Here is a 25501-nt window from a genome sequence, read left to right as displayed (position 1 = left end):
AGTTTCTGATTGTTTAGCGATCGCCCGCTCGATCGCACAAATGTCTGTCCTCCTCCTTCACATCGGCATTTGTTCGCAGGTAATTCCCCACCCAATCGCATCCATACTGGAGAAAATCGAGCTGGAAAATTCGCTCTAAATTCCACACAATTGCTGTAGTATCCTGACTCGCTGAGGCGATGAACTTCCCATCAGGGCTAAAGGTAACTCCGAACACCCCATCGCTATGTCTTTTTAAGGTTTCAAGTTCTTGACCATCGTACCTCCAAAGTTTAACAGTGCCGTCAAAACTTGCTGAAGCGAGAGTCTTGCCATCGGGGCTAAATGCCACTGAGAATACCCCATTTTTGTGTCCCTTTAAGGCTCTGATTTCTGTACCATCCAACCGCCAAAGTCTCACCGTGCTATCCATTCCTGCTGAAGCGAGAGTCTTGCCGTCAGGGCTAAATGCCACTCCCGCCACCTGACGGCGATGGCTTGTTAAAGTGTGTAGAAGCTTGTAGCTGGACTTTCCAGAGGCGATCGCATTATCCCACTGCCAAAGTTTGATAGTTCCGTCCACACTACCAGAGGCAATCAGCTTTCCATCGGGACTAAATGCCACTCCGTTAATGTAATCGGTATGTCCTTTGAGAGTTGCCAATTGGGTGCCGTCAATCCTCCAGACTTTGACCGTTTTGTCCTCACCCGCCGAGGCGAGTGACTGCCCATCTGGATGGAAATCAACGGCGAAAACTCTACCTTGATGTCCGGTGAAAGTTTTGAGTAAAGTTCCGTCGAGTCGCCACAATCGAACAGTGCTGTCATAACCGCCTGTAGCAATTGTGTCTCCCTTTGGGCTGAAATCTACTCCGAAAACTTTATCAGCTTGTTTGGGGAAAGTGCGAATTAAGCTACCATCAAGCCGCCAAAGTTTAACGGTATTGTCACGACTGGCGGTGGCAATTGTCTTACCATCAGGACTAAATTTTATGGTGTAAATCGATGCTTGATGTCCGTTAAGAGTCTTGAGCAAACTATCATCAAGTTTCCATAGCATGATCGGGCCATCCCAACTGGATGAGGCGAAGATTTGCCCGTCAGGACTCCAAGCCAATCCAGAGACGACATCCTTGGCGACTAGCAGGGTTTTTACCAGAGTCCCGTCAAGCTGCCACAGTTTGACTGTTCTGTCTAGACTTGCCGAGGCAAGCAAACCACCTTGAGGGTTAAAAGCGATTTTGGTCACGGCATCGCTGTGTCCAGTTAGGGTTTTGACTAAAGTTCCATCAAGGTGCCAAAGTTTGACCGTTTTATCCGCACTCGCCGAGGCAATGAGATATTCTGAAGGGCTGTTGGCGTAGCCTGCGCTTGGCGCTAAGGCAACATTCATAACTCTATCGGTATGTCCGGTGAGGGTTCGGATCGGTTTACCGTCTGCATTCCAGAGTTTGATGGTTCGATCTTTAGAAGCAGATGCCAAAGTTTGACTGTCGGGGCTAAAGGCAACGCTGGTAACTTCATCTGTATGTCCGGTGAGAGTTCTGTGCAGTTTGCCGTCTGTACTCCAGAGTTTAACTGTTTTATCTTTAGAAGCTGAAGCAATAATCTGATTGTTAGGAGCGATCGCGACTTGTGTAACGTTATCGGTATGTCCTTTTAATGTCTGCCACAAGGTATAACTCGGCTTGACATTTGGTAAATTTGTAGTATTTTTGCGCCAAAGTTTGACTGTTTTATCCCCAGAACCCGAAGCAATTATATCCCCTTTGGGGTTAAATACGACTCCCCAAACTGCATTGTTGTGCCCTTGAAGCGTTCCCAGTTTTGTACCGTCTTTTTTCCAAAGATCGATCGTTGTGTCGGCAGAAGCTGAGGCGATGATTTCTCCATCAGGGCTAAAAGTTACATCATTAACCACATTGTTATGCCCCGATAAATGATTATAGTCAACTGCTCCATAAACAGCTTGATGGAGAACTTCTTTAACTGAGCGTTCGATCTCTGGGTCTACACCACCTAATTTTTGCAGTTGTCGCTTTGCTCTGATGGCTTGTATTAATGCGTCTAATTTTTGATTTGAGGCGAATAGTGCTTCGGAAGATTTGGCGATCGCTTTGATCTCGCTGACAGCAGTTTGCCGATACTGAAAATACACCGCTAGCCCCAAGGCACAGGCGATAATTAATGCTATTGTTACTACAAAAAGCAAAAATCTTTGCCGCCTAGAACTTTTTTTCTCTACAGCTAATCTTTTTTGTTCTTCTGTTAGTCTGGCTTGAATTTCTTTAGCCCGTTCTGCTTCCAATCCTACCTGCATTTCTCTTCGGTCTAATTCTTCAGAAGCGCCTAAAAATTGATAATCTAAGTCACTCAAACTTTTACCCTGGGCCCAAGCTTGAGCATTTTTCAAGGCTTGTCCGCGCAACAGTCGGGATTTATCGGTCTGCTTGGAAGTTATCCAAGCATCAAAGGCTTGAGAGTATGGACGCAAGGAAGCGAGATTTTTTTCTACCCATTTTTTGTTAAATACTTCTTGATAAATCGGGTTTCTTACCTGTAAAAAACCCTGGTATTTTACTACCAAACCAGACAGCAATAGTTCTATCTGTTCTCGCGAGTCATCGGTGGGTACTTCCACTCCTTGTAAGATTTTTTGATAGATGCCTAATAGTCTTCCAGCACGTTGCTCATTTCTCAGGATGCGATCGCGGATCGTCTTTAAATGCTCTGGTTCGTCTTGAGATTCCCAATTCTGGATGATGTGCGATCGCACGACCGATTCCACAAAAAATCCTTCCGTTCCAGGTGGAATTATCAGCACGTCACTGTGAGATTCTCGCGTCGATCTTACTATCAATTGACACAGCTTTTGGCTCAGAAATGGTTGCCCAGAAGTCCAAGCTAATATTGATTTGATAATTACCTCGGCATTACTAACTACACTCTCTAAACCTTGAGTTAAAGGAGAGGCTTCTTCCCAGGAAAAACCGTGCAAATCTACTGCTTGTCCGATATTAAAAGGTGTCCGATTTTTATCAGCGATTAAATCGCTGGGTGTAGCTACTCCGAAAATCGCGAAGGTAATTCGGTTGTAGGCGGGATTAATGGCTCGTTGGTTGTAACAATAACGAATCAAGGCGAAAAAATCATCAACTGGAAAATCTAAGCTTAAAATACTATCAATTTCATCGACAAATATAAAAATTCGCTCTTTCGGAAATTTTACTAATAAAATATCTTCAATAAATTGACTCAATCTTTGCAGGAGAGAAACTTCTTCTTGTTCTTTCCACCAAATTTTTAAGTTAAGTTGCTCTAAAAGATGGAAGCCCCGCCATAAATCCCCAACGATTCCTTTGTACCACTGTAAGGGAGTAATGTTTTCGCTACCGATACGGGTCATATCGATGGTGCTGCATTGAAATCCTTCTGCTTGCAATCGGTGCAAGGTGCGGACTAAGAGAGAAGATTTTCCCATTTGCCGCGAGTTGAGGATGTAACAAAATTCGCCAGCTTTTAATGCTTCATAGAGTTCGGAATCGGCCGATCTTACTACATAGGTAGGCGCATCACTGGCGAGACTGCCACCAATTTGGTATCTAACCTTGGTCATGCCGTTTACAGGTGGTTTTAAAGGTGAGTATGTAGTGAATTTATTTAGAGGTGAGGATGTGGTACTGGAGCTTGATTGTAATAAAAACTATGCCAAATTTTGGTTAATTACCGCCTTTTTTTATTTAGTCCGGCGCGGACTTTGTTTGTATAGCAGCGACTTATCATCGCCCGGAAAAGTCTAGTTTTCAAGAGTAATTTTGTATGCGCAAAAAAACAGTAAACCCCCGTTCTAAAGAAAGTTGTGCGAACCAAAATACAGGCGGTACAACTCGCAGCTTAGCGTATAGCGGTTGTTATCGATATGAATCAGCCCCATACTCATTAATTTAGAACCTAATATCGGATCTAATTCCACGCCCCCCTCAGATTTTACCACTTGTTTAAGTGCAACCGCAAGTTCGGGATACTCTTGCAATGTCACCCAAAAATTCTGCAAGTAATCTTTATAAATTCCCGCCAGTGTAGGAGCTTCTTGTAGTAGCCTATCTAGCGTTACAGCGTTTTGACAGAGGTGGTAAAAAGCGAGCCGCACCAGATAAGGATGTCCCCCCACCATTGCCATCAGTCGATCGGCATCGGGGGTATCTCTCCAATCCAGTCCGTGACGCTGCGCTAAAGCAAGTATCTGCTCTTTGGTAAAATAGGGTAATTGCAGCGGCAAACCGACATTAAAAGGCGATTCATTCAGCTTAAAAGGAATATAAACTTCTGTGGAGTGAAGTACGATTAACCGCAGTTTTCCAAAAGTTTCTATCCGCTTTGCTTCTTCATGCCAGCTTCGCAGCAGCGGCAAAAATTCTCTGGCAATTTTTGGATACTCTAAAATTCTATTGACTTCATTTAAAGCTAAGACAATAGGACTCCTTATTTCTGCTAATACATATTGTTGCAAATAGACGGTGCAGCTTACTTTGCTACCCATATCTTCATCCCAATAATCATCTAATAGAGGTGGCAATTTTAGGTGACGGCTGATGTTGGCACAAAACCAGCGTAAAAATTTATCCAAGTTGTCTAAAACAGCTTCCTCGGCTTGCTGAAAATCCAAACTTACGGTTTGGTAGCCAAGAGAATTAGCGCGCTCTAAAATCCGTAGCAGCAGGGAACTTTTTCCCATCTTCCTGGGAGCTTTAATCCGCAGAACACTTCCAGGTTTGTCAATCTGTCGGTACGCGAGTTCTTCAATTAGCGGGTGATGGATATAAAATGGCGAACCGAGGGGTACTGGAGAGCCGGGATAATCTAAAGGTGTTGCTAGGCATTGGCTGCGGGTAAATTCTTCTATTAATTTTCGTTCCTCTGCTGTCAGGGAACGCGATTCTAGAGAGGATCTAAAATTTGATTTACTAATAGGTATCTGCAAGATCTCAGAGAGAGATTGCCACAAGGACGAGGCGATGTTTCTCAGGTAATGCTCTCCGTAATGAGAGGCTGATGCTATACTTGTATAAGTCTTTCCTTCCCAAACTTGGCGGAGTATGATTTCTTGTACGGGATATAAATTTTTTTTAAATCGGGTACGAGTTAGCTGTATGACCTCATCTATTGTCATAATTTGCAATGATTGCGTAAGTGTATCGTTGATGTTATTTCTTTTGATTGATTGTAAAGCCCTGAGCGATCGCCTATTGAATTGCGACGCGAGGCGGAAATAATATTTCTCTGGGGGTAACAGGTAAAATCCGTTAAATGTCACCGAACCCTTCTTTATTCTACTCCCTAGGGCGTAATCCCTACGCTCGTCGGCCAAAATGTCATGCAGGTGTCACAGTGAGTAGTAAAGCCACAATTATAAATGTGACACTTGACCTTGATAAATTTTAGTTAATTGATGTTAATTTAATCAGATGTAGTTTCATATAGTTCTCGTGATTATCGGGTGATTGATATGGCTTAAAATTTTACGGGCAAGGATTTCAGCGATTTAATTTAAAAAAATTTGTGTTTCTCCTCAATAAAGTTGATCCACAAATGTTACGCTACAAATCCAAGATATCCTTTCATATCGCTGCATCTATTCATCACAATTGTGACAATTGTTAAGTCCAAAAGCCTAATTCTTCTTTTTGTGCTCGCAGGTTTTTAAATTTTCCTGTAATCCCCTCTAAAAAATAGTAGCAGATAACCGACTTGATTTGATGCAAATGGTTCATAAAATGTTTCCCAATTATTTTATTCCTCACGGCCATTGCTACTTGTGGAAGCCTGGATTAGTGGGGCTGCACGTTTTGTCCGACGCTTTGATTGCCGTCGCTTATTTTTTGATACCCCTTACGCTGATTTATATTGTCAATAAGCGGAAAGACGTGCCTTTTGACTGGGTTTTTATGTTGTTTGGCTCTTTTATTGTCTGCTGCGGTATTACCCATATTATGGAAATATGGACGCTGTGGCATCCTAATTATTGGTTCTCTGGTTTTCTTAAAGGGATTACGGCCCTGATATCGCTATCTACAGCAGCAGTGCTGGTGGAACTAATTCCAAAAATCTTGGCTATCCCCAGTCCCGATCAATTGGCGGTGGCAAATGTGGCTTTACAAAATGAGATTGGCGATCGCAAACAAGCTCAGGAAGCACTCTCAGAATTAATGCTGGAATTGGAAAAACGGGTTATTGAGAGGACGATCGCTTTAGAATCCACCAATGAACTGTTGTTACAGGAAAATCGCGATCGCTCCTTGGCTGAAAATTCATTGCGGCGCTCTGAAGCTAAACTGCTTGAACGAACTCAGCAGCTAGAGAAAACTCTGCAACAACTTAAAGGCACCCAAGCTCAACTCGTACAAAATGAAAAAATGTCCTCTTTGGGGCAAATGGTAGCTGGCGTTGCTCACGAAATCAATAACCCTGTTAACTTCATTTATGGCAATCTGATTCCGGCTGAGGAATACATTAAAGACCTTTTGGGACTGATTAAGGTATATCAAATTTATTACCCCACTCCTGCGCCGGAAATTGCAGACAAGATTAAAACCATCGAACTCGATTTTGTTTTAGAAGACCTGCAAAAACTTTTTAGTTCGATGAAGATAGGAGCAGAGCGGATTAGGGAGATCGTTAAATCTTTACGCACTTTCTCCCGGTTAGACGAAGCGGACATGAAAAAAGTAAATATCCATGAAGGTATCGACAGCACTTTAATGATTGTGCAGCACCGCTTGAAAGAACAACCAAAACGTCCGGCTATCCAAGTTATTAAAGAGTATGGAGATTTACCACAGTTAGAATGCTATGCTGGAAAGCTCAACCAAGTATTTATGAACATTATTTCTAATGCTATTGATGCTTTAGAACAGATGGCGCAGCAGGGACATTCCACCCAAGGCTATTGGGAAAATAATTTCGATGAACACTTACACAAGACCCATTGCCAACTGCTAAAAATTCGCATCCGCACGCTTTTGGTTGAGGGCAAGTGGGTGCAAATTCGCATTGCTGATAATGGCACTGGTATAGATTCTGACGCGATCGCTAAAATTTACGATCCCTTTTATACGACGAAACCTATCGGTTATGGTACGGGCCTGGGTTTGGCGATTTCTTATCAGATCATTAAAAGCCATGAAGGTTATTTGCGTTGTGTTTCCGAGCTTGAGAGGGGTACAGAGTTTATCATTGAAATTCCCTTGAAATCCCAAAATCATCAACAAGCAACTTGCTCAAAAAAAGTTTTTGTAAAGCTGTAAATTTTGGTTCATCCCGTTTTGGTGAATCAACTTGTGGGGTTTGCAGAAAAACCCGCACTAACTCAAATATAGGCCAGGCTCTTGGGTCTAATTCATAAGAAAAATAGGGTAGGCTATGCGACATACTATACAACAACAAGAGCATTTTAATTAAAATTATCTGCAATCAAACATTATGTGGCCAATAGTCAAAAGTATCTTTTCTCCAAGTCAGTATATGCCTCACGGTCACTGCTATCTGTGGCAAACACCTTTGGTATGGCTGCACATCACCGGCGACTTTTTAATCGCGATCGCCTACTATTCAATTCCGGCGATGCTGATTTATTTTATCCTCAAGCGGCGCGATATCCCTTTTTTAGGAATATTTGCTTTATTTGGTGCATTTATTATTCTCTGCGGCACGGGTCACTTGCTAGAAATTTGGACGCTGTGGCATTCCGCTTATTGGCTGTCGGGAATTGAGAAAGGAATTACTGCAATTGTTTCCTGCTTCACTGCTGGACAGATGGTAACACTATTGCCACAGTTTTTATCTTTAAAAACCCCCCAAGAATTAGAGGCAATAAATCGCAAGTTGCAGAGTGAAATTACTGTCCGTGAAGATGCAGAATTAGCGCTGCGACACGCTTATGATGACTTAGAAATTAAAGTCGAAGAGCGCACCGCACAGTTGAGAGAAACCAACGGTTATTTAGAAGCAGAAATTAGAGAAAGAATAGCCGCTGAATCCGCTTTGCGGGAACGAGAGATTAGGTTAACAGAACAACAAACTGCCTTGCTAGAATTAGCACAAAATTCTAGTATCTACGAGGGAAATATTGGCGAGGCGTTGAGAGAGATTACACAAATGGCAACCCGTACTCTGAATGTTGAGCGGGGAAGCGTTTGGTTTTTTCGGGAAGATAAATTAGCATTGTGCTGTGCGGATATTTACGAACTGACAGCCAATCAACACAGTGAGGGTGCTGAACTGAAAGTTGCTGACTATCCTAGCTATTTCCAAGCTTTAAAGAGAGAACAGACGATCGCAGCAGTTGATGCCAAAACCGATCCGCGCACCCGAGAACTTACAGAATCTTATTTGATTCCTTTAAACATCTCGTCAATGCTAGATGTTCCTATTACCCATCAAGGACGAATTGCGGGTGTAATTTGTTTGGAACATCAGGGGACGCCGAGGAAGTGGACGCTCGACGAACAAAGCTTCGCTAGCTATTTGGCACAGATGACAGCTTTAGCAATGGAAGCTCGCGATCGCAAGCAAGCCGAGTTAAATTTGCGCTCTGTCACCGAACGCTTGCAATATTTGCTGGCGACTACTCCGGCGGTGATTTTTAGCTGCCAATTAGGAGGAAATTATGACGTAACATTTGTTAGCGAGAACGTTATTTCAATGATCGGCTACGAAGCGCGAGAATTTGTTGATGGTTCTCTTGATTGGCATAGCATCGTTCACCCAGAAGATCGAGAGGTTGTTAATACTTCATTCGCTCAGATATTGGAAAAAGGAACCATTTCCTATGAATACCGCGAACTGCACAAAGACGGTAATTATCGCTGGATATACGATGAGGTTAAGTTGGTCAAAGATGCTGCTGGCATACCTGTGGAGTGCGTTGGTTATGGAGTAGATATTACTGCACGCAAACAAGCGGAAATAGCCTTGCAGCAACAACTAAAAAGGGAGCGGCTCGTAAATTCCATTCAAGAGCGGATTCGTTCTTCTCTTAACCTAGAAGAAGTGATGACAGTGGCTGTGGAAGAAGTGCGCCAGTTTTTGTCAACTGACAGGACAGTTATTTACCGTTTTAATCCAGATTACACTGGATTTATAGCCGTCGAGTCGGTAGCAGCCGATACGATGCCGATTTTGGGAATTGATATTAACGATCCTTGCTTTCAGGAACACTACGTCTCTATTTACGAGCAGGGACACCTTCGCGCGATCGACAATATTTACACGGCAGGTATTTCAGAGTGCCATATTAATTTACTGAGCCAGTTTAAAATTAAAGCTAACCTCGTGGTTCCCATTTTGCAAGGTGAAAAATTATGGGGTCTTGTCATTGCTCATCACTGCAGCAGTCAAAGACATTGGAACTCTTCTGAGATAGAATCTATCAAGCAAATTTCCGTGCAGCTAGCAATTGCCATCAAGCAATCCACCCTTTTTGAACAAGCCAAAACAGAAATTTCCGAACGCAAAGTAGCAGAAACAGCATTACAAAAAGCTGTCGTAGCTGCTGATACGGCTAACCGCGCTAAAAGCGAATTCCTTTCTTCTATGAGCCACGAACTGCGGACTCCCCTAAATGCCATTCTGGGATTTAGTCAGGTGATGGTGCGCGATTCATCTTTAAACAAGCAACACCAGCAGCACCTAGAAATTATTAATCGCGCCGGCGAACACTTGCTTGCACTAATTAATGATATTTTGGAAATGTCTAAAATTGAAGCGGGGAGAAGTCAGCTTAATGAAAGCAGTTTTGATTTAAGGCGCCTGCTAGAAACGTTAAAAGAAATGTTTCGATTAAAAGCTAAAGCTAAGAAATTGCAGCTCAATATAGAAGTTGTTGACGGCGTACCGCAATTTCTTAATGGAGATGAAGGTAAATTGCGCCAAATTTTGATTAATCTTGTAGGAAATGCGATCAAGTTTACAGAGACGGGTAGCGTTACGTTGCAAGTGAAAAAGAAGGTAGAAGAAAGTTTGGCTGTTGAAACCGCAGAGTTGACGGGTACACAAACAAAACCTGCCTCGGCGGGTTCAGAACAGTCCTCGCAGGCGGACTTTGATGGTGTAGAGGCGAATGACCTTCGCCGGGTATTTTTACGCCTTCAGTTTGAAATTGAAGATACCGGCCTTGGTATTGCCGCAGAAGAGATGAATAGGTTATTTGAACCATTCGAGCAAACAAAAACAGGTCAACAATCTCAACAGGGTACTGGATTAGGTTTACCAATTAGCCGCAAATTTGTACAAATGATGGGAGGGGATATTGTTGTCAGCAGTACGCCTGGTGTGGGAAGTAAGTTTGCATTTGATATTGAAATCAAGCTTGCCGATCCAACCGAGATTAAAATGCTTCAACCGCAGAAAAAAGTAATTGGTTTAGCACCGAATCAACCAGAATACCGGATTTTGGTAGTTGACGATCGCGCCGATAACTGCCTAGTCATAGAGAGATTACTGTCACCGCTAGGCATCATCGTGCGAGAAGCTAGAGATGGTGAAGAAGCTATTGCTGTATGGGAGGATTGGCAACCGCACCTGATCTGGATGGATATGCAGATGCCTGTCATGAATGGCTATGAAGCCACCAGAAAAATTAAAGCTCATCCTCTCGGAAAACAAACTGTAATAGTTGCTCTTACAGCTAGCGCTTTTGAAGAAGAACGACAAACTATTTTAGAAACAGGGTGCGATGATTTCATGCGTAAACCCTTCGAGGCAAAGATATTATTTGCCAAAATGGAAGAACTTTTAGGAATGCGCTACATTTACGAGGAATCTGTTGATGCACAACAAGAAAATGAAAGAGAAATTAGCGGAGCGACCAGCAATCAATCTGTAGTAGAATCACAACTCGGTCAAATGCCTGTTGAGTGGGTGGAGAAGATATATGATGCTGCTCATGAATGTTGCGATGATAAAATTGTCAAGTTGATTGAGGAAATGCCTAGACAATTTTCTGTAGCCGCACAAGTTTTAACTACTTTAGTGCATGATTTCCTCTTTGATGATATTATAGAGCTAGCGAAATCCGCAGTTACGGCACGTCAGTGTTAATATCTTTAGATCTTAAAAGAATACCGTGAGCGATCGCATGGACAGCAATGAATATCCTACAATTCAAGCCAACATTTTAGTAGTTGATGATAAGCCAGATAACGTGCGGCTTTTATCTACAATTTTGACGGCACAAGGGTATCAGGTTCGTAAAGCGCTGAATGGGCAAAGGGCGATCGCTACCGTGCAAGAGTTTCCGCCGACTCTAATCCTGCTGGACGTGATGATGCCTGAGATGAATGGATATGAGGTGTGTGCAAAGTTGAAAACTTCACCAAAAACCAGTTCCATTCCCGTGATTTTCTTAAGCGCCTTAGATGACGTTGTAGATAAGGTGAAAGCCTTTGATGTGGGAGCAGTTGACTATATTACTAAACCTTTTAACAGTAAAGAAGTATTGGCACGAGTGGCAAATCAGCTAACAATTCAAAGTCAGCAACAGTTACTTCAAGAGCAAACGAAGCAATTAGAAGAAGTTGTGAAACGTTTGCAAAACGAAATTAAAGAGCGACAGGGGGTGGAAGTAGCTTTGCGCCTTTCTCAAAAAAAATCAGATCATTTATTGTTAAATATTTTACCCGCAGCGATTGTTGAAAATTTGAAAAAAGGCCAGGGTTCTGCTGCCGATAGGTTTGACTCAGCAACAGTCCTATTTGCCGATATTGTTGGTTTTACGTCTCTTGCTGCCAGAATTTCACCTCTGGAATTGGTAAATTTGCTAAACAAGATTTTTTCAAAGTTTGACCAATTAACTGAAAAACACGATTTGGAGAAAATTAAAACGAGTGGGGATGCTTATATGGTAGCAGGGGGGGTGCCGGTGCCGAGGGCAGACCATGCTGAAGCGATCGCGGATATGGCGTTGGATATGCAGGAAGCGATCGCAGATTTTCAAACTGACACAGGCGAACCGTTTCAAATTCGGATTGGCATTAATACAGGGCCAGTAGTTGCTGGCGTAATTGGCACTAAAAAATTTATTTATGATTTGTGGGGAGATACCGTTAATGTTGCTTCTCGGATGGAATCTCAAGGATTACCGGGATATATTCAAGTTACTGCTGCTATTTACGAGCTGTTAAAAGATCGGTATTTATTTGAGGAAAGAGGCGCGATCCCGGTTAAAGGTAAAGGAGATATGATCGCCTATTGGCTAAAAGGTAAAAAAGTTAGTTCAAGCTAATTGATAAGTTATAGTCGAACTAATTATTAAAAGATGAAAATAACTTGCAGTTTCCAACTTTCATTCTCGTGTACTATTTCAATGCGATCGATAAACTCTCGAAAATAGAACCTGCGTTCCGATTCCGACAAGTCCAGCCAAAATTGTGGAAGAGAAACAGTTTGAGCAGTTTCTCGCAAATTCACTGGCGGCAGTTGCGCTAATTTGCTTTGCTGTTCGGCAATTTCCGTGCGGATTTTGTAGGATCTCAACTCTGCCGTTTCTGTGTCTAAAATGCCGCTTTCCATCAGGGCGGGAAGTTGGTCTAGGATTTCTTGTTTCGAGGCGATCGCCCGTTCAATTCTTGCTTTAATTCCGTTGATATCCGGCATTTGCAGCGCGGCGACAGCAGCGGGCAAATCCCGACAGATTCCTTCAATGGTTGATTGCAATATTTCTTGGTAGGAAAAGCCACTGCATTTAGGCTGAGACAGACACTTAATGGGCCGCAAATAAAGGTATTCTCTATCTTTGCGGTAGGAGGTGACTTTGGCAACTGTCATGGGCGATTTGCATTCCGCACAAATTGCTAAACCTGCGAGGGAACGGGGGGCGCTGGCGCTGCGGGGAGAAAGGCGGCCGTTGCGGCGCAGCAATCTGTCTATTTGGGCGGCTTCTTCTCTGGAAATAATCGGCACGTGGGTGTTAGAAATTACTTGGCCGTTTTGATATTCCAAATCGCCTCGGTAGGCGGGATTTGTCAGCCAGCGGCGGCCTGTGCTGACGGAGATTTTTTTGCTGTATTTCTTTGCTAAATACCGCACGGAACCGCGCAAAGAACCGTAGATTAGAAAGTGTTCAAAAAAGTCTTTGACGGCGGCGGCGGCCGATCGCTCGATCGTGTAGCGCTCTTTGCCGCGCCGGTAGCCGTAGGGAGCTTTACCCGGTGGAATCCGGGATTTGATGCGGTTGCGGGCGTGTCCTTTGCGAATGCTCCGGCTGTGTTGGCTGCGCTGGAGTTCTGCGAGGATTTGCAGCAAGTTTTTGCGGTTTCGCGGTTCTGTTTCTGCTTGTACGATGATTTCGACGCCGAGGTTTTCGAGTTGGGCGAGGTGCGAACACACTTGCTGCAATGTGTCGCCGAGTTCTTCAAAGCGCTGAATTAGCAGGTATTTGACGGGTTCTGTTTGGCAGTCTTTGAGGAGTTGTTGCAGTTGTTGCCGCCCTCCTAAGTCTTGATATATTCGATCGACCTCTTGGCCCCAAATTTCGGCTGCCGGCGCAGGTTCTAGCAGCGGTTCGCTGTAAGAGTAGGCAATGATTTTCATTTTTTACTCGCTCAGTTCAATTATATTCCCGTCGGGGTCTTGGGTAAATAATGCCGATCGACCTGACGCGCTCATTTGAAACGGGCAATTGTGAGCAATTAATTGCTCTCTGGCTGCTGCTAAGTTAGCAACAGAAAATGCTAAATGTCGGTTGCGCCCCCATTTGTCATTGTCTGCGGCATCTGGGATAATTGTTGCAGCTACAATTAGGTGTATCTGGAAGTTGCCCACTTGATACCAGATACCGGAAAATTTTAATTGTCTATCTATTTTTGACAGTCCTAATATGCTGCTGTAAAATTCTTCTGATTTTTCGAGGTTGGAAACGAGTATGGCGGCGTGGAGGGCTTGAGTAATTTGCATTTTTTTGGAGATTTATTTTTTTATTTTAACCGCTGATGCAGGCATATGAGCGCTGATGAACGCAGATTGGCTGATGTTTATTCCGTTTTTGATATAATCATAACATTGTCAGTCGTTATTAACATATCTACGGAGGTAGAAGCGAGGCAGCAATTCCTGTTTGCGGCAGCATTTAAAAACTTCTTGATATCATGCTATGGCTTCCACCCTTTGCCAATTCCGCCTCCGCACCGCCCTCGCAGTTCCCTTCCTGCTGCAAATCTTTGCAGCCGTTGGTTTAGTTGGCTATCTTTCCTTCCGCAATGGACAAAAAGCGGTAACAGATTTGGCTAACCAGTTAATGACTGAGGTGAGCAACAAAACCGATCGGCACCTAGATAACTATTTCTCAACCCCTCATCATATTAATCAGATCGACATCGATGCGATCGCAACAGGATTGCTGAATCTAGATGACTTCGACCTTGCTGGACGCTATTTTTGGAAGCAAGTGCAAGCATTCGATCATCTTGGCTCGATCTCCTATGGACTTTCAGATGGACGCTTTATTGGTGCTGGGCCAGTCAGACCGGGGAAAGGCGTCACTATTGACGAGCTTTCAGCAAGGACAAACCGGAAAATTTACGGCTACACAACCGACAACCAGGGGAATCGAACTAAAGTAGGGCAGGTTGCTGCGTTTGATACGGTGATAGCAGAATGGTACACTCAGGCGGCTAAAGCGGGTAAACCCATCTGGACTTCTGTGTATGCGTTAGACCAGTTTGAATTTATTGCTGTAGGGGCCATGCGTCCTATTTTTGCAAAAGGCAAACTAATCGGAGTGATTGGGGTTGATTTACAACTGTCCAATATTACTAACTTTCTGCACAACTTAAGCTTGAGCAAACCCGGGCGAACTTCATCATGGAACGAGATGGGCAGTTGATTGGAAATTCCGGTTCTCAACCCTCTTTTACAAGGGTGAACAATCAAGCCCAACGCTTCAGCGCCCTGAACATCTCCGATCCTGTGATTCAAGCTGCTGCTTAAACCCTGCAAAATCAGTTCGGCAGCTTTCAAAAGATTAGAAAAACCCAAAGGCTTAAAATTAAAATTCAAGGACAGCAATACTTTGTCCTGGTTGCTCCCTGGCAAAACAAGTTTGGGTTGGACTGGCTAATCGTGACGGTGGTTCCCGAATCATATTTTACGGCCCAAATTAACGCCAATACCCACACCACCATTCTATTGTGCGCGATCGCATTTACTGTGGCAACGGCAATGGGACTTCTCACAGCCCGCTGGATTACTCGCCCCATTGAAGGCATCATCCAAGCTTCGGAAGACATGGCTAAAGGTTATCTCGATCGACAGGTAAAAACCAGTTCGATCGTCGAGCTTAAAAAACCAGCCAATTTTTTTAACAGCATGGCAGGACAACTCAAAGAATCCTTGGAAATCCTGGAAGATAAAGTTAAAGAACGCACCGCTGAACTCGCCACAGCTAATACAGAAATTGCGGCTCTCCATCACCGACTGAAAGCGGAAAATATGCGGATGAGTGCCGAACTCGACATTCTCAAACAAATGCAGAAATTGATTTTGCCCAAACGCCAAGAACTAGAGGAAATTAAAGATTTAGATATTGCCGGATTCATGGAACCAGCCAACGAAGTAGGCGGTGATTATTACGATGTTCTCCATACCGACGGTGTGGTTACAATTGGCATCGGCGATGTCACTGGACACGGACTAGAAAGCGGCATTTTGATGGTAATGACTCAAGCTGCTGTCCGCACTCTTCAGGAAATGCAAGAATCCGACCCTGTGCGTTTTTTAGATACCCTCAACCGCACTATTTATAAAAATGTCCAGCGCATGAGCTCGGACAAAAATATGACGCTAACTATGCTCATCTAAGCCGATCGCACAATTAGTATCAGCGGTCAGCATGAGGAAACTATTGTGGTCAGGAAAGGCGGTAAAATCCAGCGAATATACACAATAGATTTAGGATTTGCGATCGGCTTAGATGAGAATATTTCCGAGTTATCGGCTATGTTTTAGTAGAGTTAGAGCCGGGGGACGGGGTGGTGCTTTATACTGACGGCATTCCCGAAGCTAGAAATATGCACAAAAAATTCTACGGTATCGAAAGACTTTGTGAAGTTGTTTCTCAAAACTGGCTTTTGAGCGCCGAACAATTCAAGGAAGCCGCCATCGATGATTTGCGAGAATTTATGGGAGAACAGAAAGTATTTGATGACATTACTTTGCTAATATTGAAGCAACAGGGAAATATCGTGCATAATTTATGATTGACTGTCATCAACCCGGTTTCTAGCATCGCTATTGGATTTAGTGGCGAAGCATCTAAGCAGAAGAAGCAGAAACCGGATTTCTCGCTCCGCCTGTGTAAGTTCTAGTAATTTACAGGGAGCGAGTGAAACAATTTTGCGATCCCAGATTCGAGAGGATAAATTATGAAACCCAAAATAAATTTAGCACAATCTACATCTCCAGAAAAGCTCAATACCCAGCTACAGGATTTGATGCAAAAACTTGAGGAAGCCGAAGATGAAAAAAATAGCTATGAAACTTTAGTAGAAATTATCACGGAACACTCCACGAATCTGGAAAACCAGATCCATCATAAAAATCGAGAGATGCAGACTTACATCGAGCAGGTTAAAAAGGTAATAGATGCAGCTATTGCTGTGAAAAATAACAGCTTTGAACCCCAGATATTGTCAGAGGTGGCAGCGCGTAGTGATGCACTGGGAGAACTTGCACAGGTATTCTCGCATATGGTGCAAACGGTGAAAGCGCGGGAACAAGAATTAGAGAAACTTTTGCAGGCTTACGGACGTTTCGTTCCCGATGAATTTCTCCAATTTCTCGGCAAGCAGAGCATGGTTGATTTCCAGCTTGGAGATCACGTCAGCAAAGAAATGGCAATTATGTTTTCCGATATGCGTTCGTTCACCACGATGGCGGAGCAAATGACTCCTCAAGAAAACTTTGACTTCATCAATAACTATTTACAGCAAATTAGTCCCGAAATTCGCAAGCATAACGGTTTTATTGTCAAGTATATAGGAGATGGAGTCATGGCAGTTTTTCCCGATGGCGTTGATGATGCTATTCAGGCAGGAATTATGAAGTTGGAGCGGTTGCAAAAATACAATCAAAGCCGTGTAATAAATGGGTACGTACCGCTGAATATTGGCATTGGTATCCATGTCGGTGATACAATGGTGGGAATTATTGGAGACGCGAACCGGATGCAAGCCGATGCCCTGTCCGATCATGTCAATCTCACGGCGCGTCTGGAAAGTTTAACTAAGTATTATGGCGTATCTTTATTAGTTTCAGGAGATGTGGTACAACGTTTGACTCAACCAGAAAAGTATCATATTCGATTTTTGGATCGTGCCATTGTCAAAGGTAGACAAGAAGCCATTACTGTTTGTGAGGTGTTAGATGTTGATGCAGAACCAGTGCGATCGCTCAAAATTCAAACAGTGCCTATTTTTGAGGAAGGACTCGAACAATACTGTCTGGGAAATTTTGCTAATGCCAAAGTTTGTTTTGAACAAATAGTGGCACTAAATCCAGGCGACAAACCCAGCCAACTTTACCTAGAACGCATCCAAGCATTTTTAGAAAATAGTATTCCCGCTAACTGGAATGGCGTGTGGAAATTTACCCAGAAGTGACATTAACACATCAATTGAACGGAGAACAATAATGACATCTGGAAGCTTACAATCTGTGACAGAAATCTGTGGAGAATTCATTGACCAATTTCCGCCTGAACACGACTCCCTAGAACTTACTTTTACGCCTAGCTCTCGCCCCATCAAGCAGCGCTGGCGCAACAACAGGCTTTCGGCTCATTTTGTAGCCGATTATTTGTCCAGCTTTCTACCAGTGGATGCAGAGGATGCTAGCAGCGAGAAACGGGTTAAACAAAGCAAGGGAGCTGTGAGCTACGTCGCTAACGAACTGTTAGAAAATGCGATAAAATTTAATAAGGATGATACCAATTACAAAGTCAAATTTGGCATACATTTTATTGGTGAAACAGAGGTTACTGCCGTAATTTTTGCCAGTAATACTGTCAATCCAGAAGGCGCGAATAAGTTGAAGGAGTTTATTAAAGAAATTCTGGCTTCCGATCCGAATGAACTTTATTTGCAGCAGATTGAAAAGAATGCTGAATCTGAAAGCGACACCTCGGGATTGGGATTGCTGACTATGATTAATGACTATTCAGCTAAAATAGGTTGGAAATTCGACCCAAGGCCAGACAGTGATACGATCGCTGTGACGACTGTGGTTCAAATTACGGTCTAGTTTCAACCATTTCAATATTTACTCTCTTGTGCGATCGCAGTATTTTACTCAGGAAACCAAAGAACAATGAGCATTCAAGAAATTAAAGGTGAAGATTACAACATTCAGTACGATGGAGAATCAGCCACAATCATTTTCCAAGGCGAACTCAGCCTGGGCGGGCCAGCAGAGTATGCACCAATAGCCGAATTGTTAGATGAGGTCGCCAATCCCGAACCGCCTACTATTACCTTGAACCTAAAAAAATTGGAATTTGTTAACAGTTCTGGTATCAGTATGCTGTCTAAGTTTGTCATTAGCGTCCGGAAAAAGAAAACGATTAAACTTTTGGTATTGGGTTCAAATGATGTTCCTTGGCAACAGAAATCTCTCAAAAATTTAGAAAAGCTGTTGCCAACTTTGAAGCTAGAATTAGAGTAGGATATGTGTAAATTTCAACTAGAGTTAACATAGGCGGGACCCCATTCCACACACAATTAACACAGGCGTGCTGCCCGTGCCACAATTAACACAGATAAATTTGGAGATTTGTAAATTGCTTAAATTTGCTGTACCGGCAGTTCAATGATAAACTCGGTTCCTTTGGACGGTTCAGACTCGCACCTGAGCGATCCTCCGTGATTTTCTACTAATATTTTGTAGACAATAGACAATCCTAAACCGGTACCTTTACCGATTTTCTTTGTGGTAAAAAACTGCTCGAACATTCGTTGTTTTATCTCTGCTGTCATTCCCGTTCCCGTGTCAGCAATCCGTACTCTCACGCGATCGGGCCCAGCTAATTCTGTGCTGATAGAAATTTTGAGCGCAGCATGGGGCTCATTTTGTGATGCCTCGTCCAAAGCATCAATCGCGTTGGTAATTAGATTCATAAATACTTGATTGAGCTGTCCGCCATAACACTCTACAGCAGGCAATTTTCCATAATTTTTAACTACTTGAATGTCGCGACGGTCTATTTGAGAATTGAGACGGTTTCGCAAAATTAACACGGTGCTGTCAATGCTGTCGTGCAAATCGCACAGGGTCATGTGACTGTTATCGGTTCGCGAAAAATTGCCCATAGATTTGACAATTTCGCGAATGCGATTGGAACCCATTTGCATAGAAGAGATAACTTTAGGCAAGTCTTCAACTAGAAAATCAAGATCTATCTCTTCGATTAAAGTTTTAATTTCGGAACAGGGATTGGGACAGTATTCTTGATACAGACACAGCAGGTTCAGCAAATCTTGAGTATAAATTGCGGCATGGCTCAAGTTGCCGTAAATAAAACTAACTGGGTTATTAATTTCGTGGACGATACTAGCCATTAGCGCCCCCAGCGAAGACATTTTTTCGCTGTGGAGGAGTTGAGCTTGAGTTTGTTTGAGTTCGCAAAGTGCGCGATCGAGCTGGGCCGCTTGAGCTTCCGCTTTCGTGGTAGCAGCGCAACTTTGTTGATAAAGTTCAACCTGTTTGAGGTCGATTTCAAATTGTTCGATTTCGCTTTCTTGCTGGTATTGACTCACCACCGCATCGAAAGCTTCTAGCAAGTCGCCGCCCGCAGCTTCGACAATGTACAGCATATCGGGATTTTCCAGCCTGATTTCGGCATCAGGAACTTGCACCAATGCTTTTATTCGAGCGATATATTCGCGGACTTGTTTGTCTAAATACAGTGGCGGCTCAAAATACATTGCCTTGAGGGTGGCTGAAGGGGGACTGCCTAAGTTGATGCTGCTGCCAATATTAATTAAGTCGCGGTGCGATTTTTCCATAAGCTCGATCGCCTCTAACAAATCCCCGCGCAGTTTTGCTCTTTCTGCAGCATTCTCAGAGCAAGCTAACCTCATGCAAAAAAAAGCCGTTCGTTGGGAAAGCATTCGCTGGCGGCCGCTGATATTAATTACCGCAGCACTAATTTTTCTGGCTGTCGTAATTTCTTCCAGATTAAAGTAGTTATTCAGTGTCGCCATTGATAATGCCCCCGACTCAACTAAATGTCTGTAGCTCCTGCTGACACAAGATTTAAGAGCCATAAATTTTTTTTGTACAATACACTAACTAATATATTGTGTAGTTCGTAATAAAGTAGTATACTAAAACACAATTATTTTCATTTTTTGACTTATCACAATTTTCATAATTCGGCTTGTTGCATAGTTTTTCTTAATTATTCAAAAATTTACTAATCAACTTGGCCATGATTTGAGCTTGAGTTTGCGGCAAGCCGTGAGCGGCATTGGGAATAATTGCTAACTCAGCCCCCGGTATCTCGTTGGCATAGGTTTGACAGTGCCATAGAGGAATTGTTTCGTCGCTATCTGCGGCGATTACTAAGGTAGGAATTTGCAATTGGTGAATTTCTTTTTCTACGGTATCAACTGCATCTTCCGGCCGCATCCGGCTCATTAAAAATGACCTTGCTACTGGTTGAGACATTAACTCCCGTCGCCACCCGGAAATTTGCTGCAATTTATCACTTTTTCCCGCTAAACTAGCAAAAGGTTTGGCTAACTGCAAGGCCCAATCAACGGCGGTTGTTTCCCACAGCAGCGGCCGCAAAGCATCGTATTGACCGCAAAAACTATCGTCCCGAATTCCCGCAGGTGCTGCTAATACTAAACTGCTGACTGAATTAGGATATTTTAAGGAATATGCAGATGCGACCCAACCGCCAAAAGAATGTCCGATGATGCAGCATGGTTCGATATTTAGTTGTTCTACAACTTGCCGCACAAAAGCAACTTCTACAGCTACATCGTAGCGGATTTCTGGTTTGCTGGATTCTCCAAAACCCAACATATCTAAACTGATGCACCGAAACTGAGATTGCAATAACTCAATTAATGGCAGCCAGCAAGTCTTTTCTCCGAAGAAACCGTGCAGCATCAATAAGGGTCGGCCGCACCCGATGTCGAGGTAGGCGGCTGTTTGGCTGCTGCTATTGACAAAGGTAGTTAATGTGTGCTTCTGTCCTACAAGTGCTTGAGACTGCATGGGCGAGCGATTCCTGATAGGTAAGAAATTTTTGTAAACAATTGTAACAAAACGGCAGTCCAAAGGTTAAACTTCATTACGGAGTACGCAATTAGAAATAGACCGTGATATTCTCTATTATTATTTGAAAATACTGCCAACTCAAAGCAGGAGAACACTTTGAACTCTACTTTAAAACAGTACCCGGCTTGCTCTCTTCGCGAAGATGTCAGTGAGTACGTAGCACACCTACAGCTTCACATGACTTTACAAGCTCGCAACTTGCTCCCTACCATTACCACCGCTAAGGATAGTCGCGAACTACTGTTGCAGCAAACTCAGGCTCATTTTGAGAAACGAGTTTCTCGACAAGCTATTTAAACAAATTTTACGATCGCCCGCGGTCGATCGAATTTTCCCAAATTCCAGCATCGTAGAAACCCGGTATCCCCAAAAATACCGGGTTTCTTTTCGGCTAATTAGGCAGGGGGCCAGGTTTTGGGTAATATGCGTTGGGTTCTTTAATTTTATGTTTATGCGAATTCCGATTATTGCATTTTTGACTTTGGCGTCGGTGGCTGGTGGCGAATTGGGGGCGCGGGCGATCGATCCGAGTGCCGCACTCACTGAGGCGGAGTTTAGAGAGGGAACCGCAGAAATTGACAGGCGAGACGCCTGTCCCACAAGGGCACAGACGGAGGATGAGGTGAGTCTCACATCTGGTACCATTCTCAAGAACGGGCAAGATGCCCGTTCCACTACAGATGAATTGTTTTGTGGAACAGGCATCTTGCCTGTTCATAAAAAGCTGATTGAGAATGGTGCAACCTCTCAGGTGAACCCAACTGTGCGGGATTTGCCGGCATCCGACGAGCTCGCAGTTGCGGTCGAAGTACCCGCGGGGCAGCTATCCCCTAGGGAATCTCCCTCATATCGTTTCCGGTTGCATCAAAATAATAAAATCGAGTCAACAGTTAACACTCAACCATTGAGTTTTTCCACCCCGACTTCAACAGTCAACAGTCAACAGTCAACAGTCAACAATCACCTGACGCTGCAACCGGAATTGATATCACTCAAGTCCAGCCACCATAAAGATTTTACATCTCTGTTAAAAACTCCGACGATCGCGGCCAACGCCGAAATCCCCGAAGCAGTAAACAGCAACGCCCAACAGCTAGGCGGTACTCTACAAATCAGTCAAGCGAGCAATGCTGAGGGCGTTTACGTTGCTGAGGTGAAAATTCGCTTTGTCAATTCCCGAGGCGAAGCTGTTGATAAACAAGGGAATCCGGTTGAGGGCAGAATTTCGGAAGATTTTATCCGAGGCGAGCTCAAACTCAAGGCGGGGGATAACTACAGCCCGTCCGTTGTACGATCGGATTTGCAGCAGTTGCAGCAATTGGGATTGTTTGACAAGGTTACGGTTTCGATCGAAGAAGTTGGCACGGATATTAATGTAATCTACAACGTTCAAGAGCGATCGGCTCGCTCTTTTAGCGTGAGTGCCAGTCTTAGTGATGATGTTGGCGTTGCTGTTCCTCTTTCCTATACCGATCGAACTTTCGGCCGGGTCCCGCAGCGGCTGGCGGTGGAACTTCAGCCCAGCCTCCGAGGTATCGAGTACGATGTCCAGTTTGTCAGCCCTTACGTTGCCGCCGAAGACCGTTTGGGATACAGTGTGAGAGCTTTTGGCGATCGCAGAATATCGGAAATTTTCAACAAAGATATTGATTTGCCCAACGGGGACCGGGTACGGGAAATTCGGGTGGGGGGAAATCTCAGGTTTACCAGACCTTTGGGCGAGTGGCAATCGACTTTGGGATTAAATTATACAAATATCAGCACGCGCGATCGCAACTTAGATATCGCCCGCCGCGACGAACTCGGCAATCCTCTCACATTCAGCGGCAGCGGCGTTGACGAGTTATACACAGTTTCTTTTGGTGCGATGCTCGATCGGCGCGACAATCCCTTCGACCCAACCAGAGGCTCGATTCTCAGCCTCAGCACCGAGCAGTCGATACCTCTGGGGCGAGGTAACATTGTGAGTAACCGCCTGTTGGCGAATTACATACAGTATGTACCAATTACTTGGCTCGGCCGCGGCGACTCCGAGGCCTTGCCAGAAATGTTGGCTTTTAACTTGCAAGCGGGCACTGTAATTGGGGATTTGCCGCCAACAGAAGCTTTTCGCCTCGGCGGTCGCAATTCCGTGCGGGGTTACGATAGCGGGGATATTGGCAGCGGCCGGAGCTATTTTTTAGCTTCCGGCGAATATCGGTTTCCTGTTAGCAGGGATGTCGGCGGCGTGATATTTGTTGATTTTGCGTCGGATTTGGGAACGGGAGATAGCGTACTGGGAAAACCGGCGGTAGTCAGGGACAAACCGGGGACTGGGGCGGGTGTTGGGGTGGGTGTGAGGGTGCGATCGCGCTTTGGATTAATTCGCTTAGATATGGGGGTTAGCGACTCCGGCGATCTCAAATTTATACTCGGTACAAAGCAACGATTTTAAATTAGTCATCAGTCAGTAGTCATTAGTCACGAGTTAAGTGTAGATACAAGAAGCGATTTTAATTGCCAGTTGCTAAAAAAGGTTTCAGCCTACGGTTTTAAACAGCGCCGTGTCGGTGATTGCTGCGTCTGATTGGGCGAGTTGTCGATCGTATAATTGAGTTTGATTTCGTTCCCCAACCCAAGCTACAAAGTGTTCACTATATGTTTGTGGTAGTAATTGAAATTAATTGCCATACAGCACCTCGGTAAGGACACAACGAGAGCATCTCAGTTTTGCTTTTAAATGCGTGCGAGCCGGACGCTCGCTATATGTATATACTGTGCTGGGCGGGACGATCGCACTCCAAAAAAACGCTTTTTACTCTGCTGAGATGCTCCGGAGACAACGTTGTTGTATCCTGCGTTGTAGGTAATTGAGAATTGCTATATTTATCCTAGTAACTACTTAACGCTTTGGTTTCTTCAAATCGACAGTTTTGGGCTTAGCGGCCGGAGTGCGCGGATAAAACTTAAACTTATTGAGCGCAGCACTTGCCGATTTAGCCACACCGCTATCTATATCTCGCAAAGCTTTTTGTAGCAGCGGAATCACTTTTTCCGACTTAATCATTGCTAGTGCTTCCACAGCGGCTCCGCGCACCTCCGGGTGAATATCTTGAGCTAATTTTCCCAAGGTTTCTATTGATCGCTGACCTTCTGCTCTCAGAGCATTAGCAGCAGCCATTTTACCTAAAGCAGACGCTGCAAACTTGCGAGTTTCTTTGTCCTGACTTTGAACACATCCCATCAACTGCGGTAGGGAATAGCTTGGTGCTTGTCTGGCAATTGGAAGCTGTTGTTCGGCTACTGGTTGAGGTAAATCAATTGATTGTGGTTCGGAAAAATCTGTGTAATTTAACTCTTCTTCAAATTCTGTTTGATTTAACTCACTTGGCTGTTCCTGCCAAACTTCTTGTTGTGGTAAATATTCTCCAAATTCTGTGGGATTTAACTGACTGAACTGCTCCTCCGGGACTTCTGGTGGTTGTACATTACTCTCGTACTGCTCTTGCAAAGACCTGATAGTAGCTTGCATCTGAGCTTCGTGAGCTTTCAACTGCTCGTTAGCGGCTTGCAACTGACTCTCGTATTGCTCTTGCAAAGCCTGCATATTTAACTGCATCTCAACCTCGCGGTTCTCATATTCCTCAGCAGTTTGCCTCAAACGAATTTCGTGTTCATTTTGCAGGTTTTGCAAATGTTGCTCCATCTGAGCTTGATAATTTAGATGCAATTCGTCAGCAACTCTAAGTAAATGATGTTCGTGTTCTGCTTGCAGAGATTGTATATTTTGCTGCATCCTAGCATTGTTAGCAGCTTCTAATTCCTCGCTGATTTGTCGCCGCAGCTCATGCTCGTCTGCGCCAGCAACTTGTTGAAGCTGACTGTCGCGTTCTGCCTGAAATTGTTTGAGCCTGATTTCGTATTGATTCGCAACTTGTTTGAGCTGATTTTCGTATTGGGTAGTAACTTGTCTGAGTAAATTTTCGTGTTCGATAGTAGCTTTTCTAAGCTGATTTTCCCGTTCTCCTTGCTGAGTTTCGACAGCTTGTTGCACGCGAGACATCTGAGCTAATTCTATTTCCTCAGTAATTCTGCGAGTTTGCTGCAAGTATTCTTGCTTTTGCTTGTTTAACCGCTTTTCTACCAACCAGTAAGCAACTGCTATGCCTGCCAAAAAACCTACGATCGCTCCTATGATAGCCACAAC

19 protein-coding genes are annotated in these 25501 nt (G+C 44.0%); 12 read left to right on the top strand and 7 right to left on the bottom strand.

Going from position 1 to position 25501, the window contains the following annotated elements; all coding sequences use genetic code 11:
• Positions 1-13 precede the first annotated feature (13 nt).
• On the bottom strand, positions 14-3595 hold the full coding sequence (locus tag QUA54_RS18250; RefSeq protein WP_333415719.1) for a WD40 domain-containing protein: 3582 nt from the start codon (positions 3593-3595) through the stop codon (positions 14-16).
• Positions 3596-3826: 231 nt separating this feature from the next.
• Entirely contained in the window at positions 3827-5149 is a 1323-nt protein-coding gene (locus tag QUA54_RS18245) for an AAA-like domain-containing protein (protein WP_333191333.1), read from the bottom strand.
• 586 nt (positions 5150-5735) lie between these two features.
• Here QUA54_RS18245 and QUA54_RS18240 point away from each other — a divergent pair.
• From QUA54_RS18240 to QUA54_RS18230, 3 genes are all read left to right on the top strand, one after another.
• On the top strand, positions 5736-7283 hold the full coding sequence (locus QUA54_RS18240; protein ID WP_333415718.1) for an ATP-binding protein: 1548 nt from the start codon (positions 5736-5738) through the stop codon (positions 7281-7283).
• A 175-nt stretch (positions 7284-7458) separates the two neighbouring features.
• Positions 7459-11076: a GAF domain-containing protein gene (locus QUA54_RS18235; RefSeq protein ID WP_333415717.1), complete on the top strand. Its 3618-nt coding sequence runs from the start codon at positions 7459-7461 to the stop codon at positions 11074-11076.
• Between the two features lie 37 nt (positions 11077-11113).
• A complete protein-coding gene (locus QUA54_RS18230) occupies positions 11114-12259 on the top strand; it encodes an adenylate/guanylate cyclase domain-containing protein (protein WP_333415743.1) in 1146 nt (381 codons plus the stop codon).
• Positions 12260-12285: 26 nt separating this feature from the next.
• Here the strand turns inward: QUA54_RS18230 and QUA54_RS18225 are convergent, their stop codons facing one another.
• On the bottom strand, positions 12286-13566 hold the full coding sequence (locus QUA54_RS18225) for a recombinase family protein (protein ID WP_333191326.1): 1281 nt from the start codon (positions 13564-13566) through the stop codon (positions 12286-12288).
• A gap of 3 nt (positions 13567-13569) precedes the next feature.
• Entirely contained in the window at positions 13570-13929 is a 360-nt protein-coding gene (locus QUA54_RS18220; protein ID WP_333191324.1) for a VOC family protein, read from the bottom strand.
• Between the two features lie 196 nt (positions 13930-14125).
• On the opposite strand from QUA54_RS18220, the gene QUA54_RS18215 reads away from it, so the two are divergent.
• The 7 genes from QUA54_RS18215 to QUA54_RS18185 all read left to right on the top strand — a co-directional run bounded on the left by QUA54_RS18215 (position 14126) and on the right by QUA54_RS18185 (position 18690).
• Entirely contained in the window at positions 14126-14857 is a 732-nt protein-coding gene (locus QUA54_RS18215; protein WP_333415716.1) for a PDC sensor domain-containing protein, read from the top strand.
• Complete coding sequence (locus QUA54_RS18210; RefSeq protein WP_333415715.1) at positions 14836-14961, top strand: hypothetical protein; 126 nt, start codon at positions 14836-14838, stop codon at positions 14959-14961. Before QUA54_RS18215 ends, QUA54_RS18210 begins: the two co-directional genes overlap by 22 nt.
• A gap of 117 nt (positions 14962-15078) precedes the next feature.
• Positions 15079-15831, top strand: coding sequence for a SpoIIE family protein phosphatase (locus tag QUA54_RS18205; protein WP_333415714.1), 753 nt, complete (start codon positions 15079-15081; stop codon positions 15829-15831).
• A 170-nt stretch (positions 15832-16001) separates the two neighbouring features.
• Positions 16002-16229, top strand: a complete 228-nt coding sequence (locus QUA54_RS18200; protein WP_333415713.1) for a SpoIIE family protein phosphatase — start codon at positions 16002-16004, stop codon at positions 16227-16229.
• A gap of 165 nt (positions 16230-16394) precedes the next feature.
• Positions 16395-17630, top strand: a complete 1236-nt coding sequence (locus QUA54_RS18195; protein ID WP_333415712.1) for an adenylate/guanylate cyclase domain-containing protein — start codon at positions 16395-16397, stop codon at positions 17628-17630.
• Positions 17631-17661: 31 nt separating this feature from the next.
• Positions 17662-18270, top strand: coding sequence for a DUF6272 family protein (locus tag QUA54_RS18190; protein ID WP_333415711.1), 609 nt, complete (start codon positions 17662-17664; stop codon positions 18268-18270).
• Positions 18271-18336: 66 nt separating this feature from the next.
• Positions 18337-18690, top strand: a complete 354-nt coding sequence (locus tag QUA54_RS18185; protein ID WP_333415710.1) for a slr1659 superfamily regulator — start codon at positions 18337-18339, stop codon at positions 18688-18690.
• 119 nt (positions 18691-18809) lie between these two features.
• On the opposite strand, the gene QUA54_RS18180 is transcribed toward QUA54_RS18185, so the two are convergent.
• On the bottom strand, positions 18810-20291 hold the full coding sequence (locus tag QUA54_RS18180; protein WP_333415709.1) for an ATP-binding protein: 1482 nt from the start codon (positions 20289-20291) through the stop codon (positions 18810-18812).
• A 130-nt stretch (positions 20292-20421) separates the two neighbouring features.
• Positions 20422-21252, bottom strand: a complete 831-nt coding sequence (locus QUA54_RS18175; RefSeq protein ID WP_333415708.1) for an alpha/beta hydrolase — start codon at positions 21250-21252, stop codon at positions 20422-20424.
• A 159-nt stretch (positions 21253-21411) separates the two neighbouring features.
• Between QUA54_RS18175 and QUA54_RS18170 the strand changes: the two genes are divergently transcribed.
• Positions 21412-21612 carry a hypothetical protein gene (locus tag QUA54_RS18170; protein ID WP_172188544.1) on the top strand — a complete coding sequence of 67 codons (201 nt, stop codon included), beginning with the start codon at positions 21412-21414 and terminating at the stop codon, positions 21610-21612.
• 154 nt (positions 21613-21766) lie between these two features.
• Complete coding sequence (locus QUA54_RS18165; RefSeq protein ID WP_333415707.1) at positions 21767-23749, top strand: BamA/TamA family outer membrane protein; 1983 nt, start codon at positions 21767-21769, stop codon at positions 23747-23749.
• A 447-nt stretch (positions 23750-24196) separates the two neighbouring features.
• Here QUA54_RS18165 and QUA54_RS18160 read toward each other — a convergent pair whose 3' ends face one another.
• The gene (locus tag QUA54_RS18160; protein WP_333415706.1) at positions 24197-25498 is read right to left on the bottom strand and encodes a HEAT repeat domain-containing protein; all 1302 of its coding nucleotides are present in this window, start codon (positions 25496-25498) and stop codon (positions 24197-24199) included.
• Positions 25499-25501: the final 3 nt, after the last annotated feature.

Origin of the sequence: Microcoleus sp. MOSTC5, from assembly GCF_036701825.1 — a bacterium.
Classification (GTDB): domain Bacteria; phylum Cyanobacteriota; class Cyanobacteriia; order Cyanobacteriales; family Microcoleaceae; genus Microcoleus; species Microcoleus asticus.
This window is presented reverse-complemented; position numbering and strand designations above follow the sequence as displayed.

Bases quoted from the DNA above. Each gene is read 5' to 3' on its own strand.
- QUA54_RS18225 (WP_333191326.1), bottom strand. From the start codon at position 13,566: ATGAAAATCATTGCCTACTCTTACAGCGAACCGCTGCTAGAACCTGCG.
- QUA54_RS18220 (WP_333191324.1), bottom strand. From the start codon at position 13,929: ATGCAAATTACTCAAGCCCTCCACGCCGCCATACTCGTTTCCAACCTC.
- QUA54_RS18215 (WP_333415716.1), top strand. From the start codon at position 14,126: ATGGCTTCCACCCTTTGCCAATTCCGCCTCCGCACCGCCCTCGCAGTT.
- QUA54_RS18245 (WP_333191333.1), bottom strand. From the start codon at position 5,149: ATGACAATAGATGAGGTCATACAGCTAACTCGTACCCGATTTAAAAAA.
- QUA54_RS18175 (WP_333415708.1), bottom strand. From the start codon at position 21,252: ATGCAGTCTCAAGCACTTGTAGGACAGAAGCACACATTAACTACCTTT.
- QUA54_RS18195 (WP_333415712.1), top strand. From the start codon at position 16,395: ATGAAACCCAAAATAAATTTAGCACAATCTACATCTCCAGAAAAGCTC.
- QUA54_RS18165 (WP_333415707.1), top strand. From the start codon at position 21,767: ATGCGAATTCCGATTATTGCATTTTTGACTTTGGCGTCGGTGGCTGGT.
- QUA54_RS18185 (WP_333415710.1), top strand. From the start codon at position 18,337: ATGAGCATTCAAGAAATTAAAGGTGAAGATTACAACATTCAGTACGAT.
- QUA54_RS18230 (WP_333415743.1), top strand. From the start codon at position 11,114: ATGGACAGCAATGAATATCCTACAATTCAAGCCAACATTTTAGTAGTT.
- QUA54_RS18180 (WP_333415709.1), bottom strand. From the start codon at position 20,291: ATGGCTCTTAAATCTTGTGTCAGCAGGAGCTACAGACATTTAGTTGAG.
- QUA54_RS18210 (WP_333415715.1), top strand. From the start codon at position 14,836: ATGGAACGAGATGGGCAGTTGATTGGAAATTCCGGTTCTCAACCCTCT.
- QUA54_RS18235 (WP_333415717.1), top strand. From the start codon at position 7,459: ATGTGGCCAATAGTCAAAAGTATCTTTTCTCCAAGTCAGTATATGCCT.
- QUA54_RS18240 (WP_333415718.1), top strand. From the start codon at position 5,736: ATGCAAATGGTTCATAAAATGTTTCCCAATTATTTTATTCCTCACGGC.
- QUA54_RS18250 (WP_333415719.1), bottom strand. From the start codon at position 3,595: ATGACCAAGGTTAGATACCAAATTGGTGGCAGTCTCGCCAGTGATGCG.
- QUA54_RS18190 (WP_333415711.1), top strand. From the start codon at position 17,662: ATGACATCTGGAAGCTTACAATCTGTGACAGAAATCTGTGGAGAATTC.